Annotated in this window: 4 protein-coding genes; 2 read left to right on the top strand and 2 right to left on the bottom strand. The window is 29.4% G+C overall.

Annotated elements, in window-relative coordinates:
- The coding region (locus JJE11_RS16025; protein ID WP_291637422.1) for an EAL domain-containing protein at positions 1-441 on the top strand (441 nt) is incomplete at its 5' end.
- A gap of 89 nt (positions 442-530) precedes the next feature.
- On the opposite strand, the gene ispF is transcribed toward JJE11_RS16025, so the two are convergent.
- Together ispF and rluF are read right to left on the bottom strand one after the other, a co-directional pair.
- Positions 531-998, bottom strand: coding sequence for a 2-C-methyl-D-erythritol 2,4-cyclodiphosphate synthase (gene ispF / locus JJE11_RS16020; RefSeq protein ID WP_291637420.1), 468 nt, complete (start codon positions 996-998; stop codon positions 531-533).
- 754 nt (positions 999-1,752) lie between these two features.
- Positions 1,753-2,532, bottom strand: coding sequence for a 23S rRNA pseudouridine(2604) synthase RluF (gene rluF / locus JJE11_RS16015; protein WP_291637418.1), 780 nt, complete (start codon positions 2,530-2,532; stop codon positions 1,753-1,755).
- 275 nt (positions 2,533-2,807) lie between these two features.
- Between rluF and JJE11_RS16010 the strand changes: the two genes are divergently transcribed.
- The gene (locus JJE11_RS16010; protein ID WP_291637416.1) at positions 2,808-3,977 is read left to right on the top strand and encodes a glucosaminidase domain-containing protein; all 1,170 of its coding nucleotides are present in this window, start codon (positions 2,808-2,810) and stop codon (positions 3,975-3,977) included.
- The last annotated feature ends 32 nt before the right edge of the window (positions 3,978-4,009 follow it).

Raw genomic sequence — 4,009 nt, 5'->3', positions numbered from 1 at the left:
GATACAAGTAGACATACTATAAAAAAAGTCATGAAGAAATTACAGGGGACAAACTTAGTTTTAGAAATTACTCAACGTATACCAAGAAGTGCATTCTGGCGCAATTTCGCTCATGAATTAAAATTTAAATTAGCTATGGATAACTATGGGGAAGGTAACTCTAATATGGTAGAATTAATAAAGATGAAGCCACATTTTATGAAAATTTCTCAGGAAATAGTTAGAGATGTTGATAGAGATGAAATAAAAGCATTAATGATAGAACATATGGTTAAGATGGGTATAAAAACTGGTATGAAAATTATAGCAGAAGGAATACGAACTCTGGAAGAAAAGGAAAAACTAATAAAGCTAGGTGTTGAGTATGGACAAGGTACATATTTTTCGTCAGCTAAGCTTATTGATCATGCAGATTATGAAATTTGGAAACAAGGATTTTAATGTTACAGTACAACTGGTAATGATTTAAGGACATTTCTTTTACAAGAGATGTCCTTAGTTTTTTATGTTTTATAGGAAATTATAAAAGCCTATTTTAAAAGGCATATGGCATTAGAAGAAATTCCCTCGCAACGGCCAGTAAAACCAAGTCCTTCTTCTGTAGTAGCTTTAACGTTAACTTTATTTATTGGCAAGTGTAGCGCAGTTGCAATGTTTTTTATCATAGAAGGTATATGCGGTGCCAGTTTAGGTCTTTGTGCAACTATTGTTGCGTCAATATTTTCAATTATATATTCATTAGCTTTTATTAAACTGCCTACATGGTCAAGTAAGGTTATGCTAGAGATGCCTTTATATTTAGCGTCAGTATCAGGGAAATGCTTCCCAATGTCGCCAAGAGCTGCAGCACCTAGAAGAGCATCCATAATAGCGTGCACTAGAACGTCTGCATCTGAATGACCTAACAGTCCAGTCTCATGGGGCACAGTTACTCCACCAAGTATTAAACTTCTATTCTTAACTAATTTATGAACATCATATCCAGTTCCAATTCTCAAATGAATTACCTCTTTTCAATTTAATATACGGAAATACAGTTGCTAGGGAATATGCTTTTATTTGTTAAGACATATTTTAAAAATAACAAGTAAGTACACTGATGTATTTATTTTCATGTGCCTAATATAGCATTTTCGAGGGATGTAATCAAGAAGAATTTAATTAGAACATTTAAATATTCATGGGGCCATCTTGCTTAACGCGCATGCCTATTACCTACTCACAGAATTATACTAAAAATGAATATTGTGAGTAAATAGATGATAAGTTATTAACATGTTATCCACAAAACTGTGGATAGTGTGCATAACTTCATTGTGAAATTTTGAAATTTTTTAATTAAAATACATAAATTAACAATTAATTTTTAAAAATATATATTTTTATAGATAATAGTAATTGATTAACATCAATTCCACAAGTTATACACAGAAAAATTGTGGATAATGTGTATAAGTCTTAAATAGTATTTAATAATCTTCAAAAAGCTACATAATTTTAATATTGATGTGGATTAGTAAATTTTAATGTGTACAATATGTGAGTCTAAATAAAAAATAGCAAAATATTTAATTGCATTAATGAATTGTAAAAATTTATTTAATTAGAAGTTAAATAAGATAATTATTATTAACTAAGACTAACAAGTTATCCACAATTTCTGTGTGTATAATGTTGATAACTTTAAAAAAAAACAAAAAAGCACACAAATTTGTGTGCTTTTTTATATAAGAAACATATAATTTTATCATTTTAAGCATTCTCAGTTTTAATAGAATCAGAAATTAAATTATTAATACCTGTTAGCTCATTTTCTGTTAGATATCTCCATTTTCCAATTGGTAAGTTATTTATAGAAACATTCATAATTCTAAGTCTCTCAAGTCTTACGACAGCATAGCCTAAATATTCACACATTCTTCGTATTTGACGGTTAAGTCCTTCTGTTAAAATTATTCTGAAAACATATTTTCGTTCTTTTTTTACAAAACACTTTTTAGTTATAGTACCCAATACAGGAATACCATTTGCCATATTTTTAATGAAATCAGGGGTTATAGGGTTATCCACAGTAACGAGATACTCTTTTTCGTGGTTATTACCTGAACGTAAAATTTTATTTACAATATCTCCATCGTTTGTTAGAAATATAAGACCTTGAGAAGGTTTATCGAGGCGGCCTATGGGGAAAATTCTTTTTGGAAAATTTATAAAATCTACAATATTTCCCTTAACCTTATGCTCTGTAGTACAGGTTATTCCTATAGGTTTATTGAATGCTAAATAAACTAATTCTTCCTTATTTTTCAGTGGATTACCATTTATTTCAATGTAATCTGTTGTAGATACCTTAGTTCCCATTTCAGGAATTTTACCATTTACGGTGACCTTGCCTCCATCAATCAGTTTATCGGCTACACGCCTAGAGCAAAAGCCAGTTTCACTTATAAATTTATTTAACCTAATTTTTTCAGCACTATTTTCATTGTGCTGAATAATGTTTTTATCCTTTTCATTATGTATGTTTTTCATTTCACACCGTCCTTAGAAATTATAAAGAAAATTAATATGAATAATTCATATCATATGGTAAAATAGTGATACAAATATATTTATTAGAATAATTATTAAAAAATGATAATTTAAAAAAGTAATATTTATATAAGTATATTAAATATTCAACCAAACATAAAGGAAAATAGTAAATAATTAATTTTATTTTCAAGTGAAGTCGGTTTAATAAGCTACTAAAGTAGATAAAGCTACTTTAATAGCGTTGCATTAAAAAATTTAGGGGGAGAAAATTTATGAATAAAAGTTTCTTAAACAGTTTAAGCTTATTTTTAATAATTTTGTGTGGTTTGTTTATATTTATTCCAAATTATGTTGTGGCAGCCACAGTGATCCAAATGGAACACAAGGCAAATGTATCAGTTGATAAAGTATGGAAAATTAAGTTTAATCAAGGGATTAATGAGGACAAGCTCCTTGAAAGTGTTGCAGTTTATAATCCCATAGGTATTCCAGCAAGTATAACGGTATCCTATGATGCTATAAATAATACTGTAACAGTAAAACCACCAGCTTCAGGTTATATACCTGGACAAACCTATTCCTTACAAATTGGTGAAAAACTAAGAGACTTAAATGATTATCCACTAAAGGCTCCTGTAATTAAGAATTTTACAATAGCAGTACCAGATAATGGACCCTTAATAGATACTGTTAATAAGAAATATGTTTATAAGCAATATTATAACACTTTAGATCAAATGTTAGATGTGGAAAGTAAAGCTAATCCTTCTAGTGGTATAGCTAACTATAGTAACGTAGATGCTAGTAACATAGATATTTATGAATATTTGAATCCTAAAAATTTCGAAAGCCATGATTATGCTGTATATCAATTTTTGACATTAAATTATGTTAAAGGTATTACAGCAGAAGAGCTAGATACTGCATTAATAGGCAAGGGAATACTAGAGGGACAAGGAAAAACATTTTTAGATGCATGCAAGGAATATGATATAAATCCAGCGTATATAATTGCACATGCTCTATTAGAAACCGGCAATGGGACATCGGTATTAGCTAATGGTGTGGATGTAACTGAAGTTGATGGCAAACCAGTTTCAATTGAAATGAAAACCTACAATATGTTCGGTATTGGAGCATTTGATGATAATCCTAATAAATTCGGTTCGGAAAGAGCATATACACAAGGCTGGTTCACTCCAGAGATTGCTATTACATATGGAATTAAATGGATTGCTGAAAGGTATATAAATAATATTGATTATAAACAAAATACACTATATAAAATGAGATGGAACCCAGAGATTCCAGCAAATGGAACCTATCGTCATCAATATGCTACAGATATAGGTTGGGCATATAAACAAAGTTATAGAATTAAGCAAATTCTAGATAAATGCGTAAATGCAAATTTAGTATTTGAAATACCACAATATAAATAATAGAAATAAGGGTATCCTGCAAAGGATACCCT

This window comes from Clostridium sp. (assembly GCF_016650095.1).
In the GTDB taxonomy this organism is placed as follows: domain Bacteria; phylum Bacillota; class Clostridia; order Clostridiales; family Clostridiaceae; genus Clostridium_AD.
This window is presented reverse-complemented; position numbering and strand designations above follow the sequence as displayed.

Coding starts and splice junctions, on each gene's coding strand:
- rluF (WP_291637418.1), bottom strand. CDS start 2,532: ATGAAAAACATACATAATGAAAAGGATAAAAACATTATTCAGCACAAT.
- JJE11_RS16010 (WP_291637416.1), top strand. CDS start 2,808: ATGAATAAAAGTTTCTTAAACAGTTTAAGCTTATTTTTAATAATTTTG.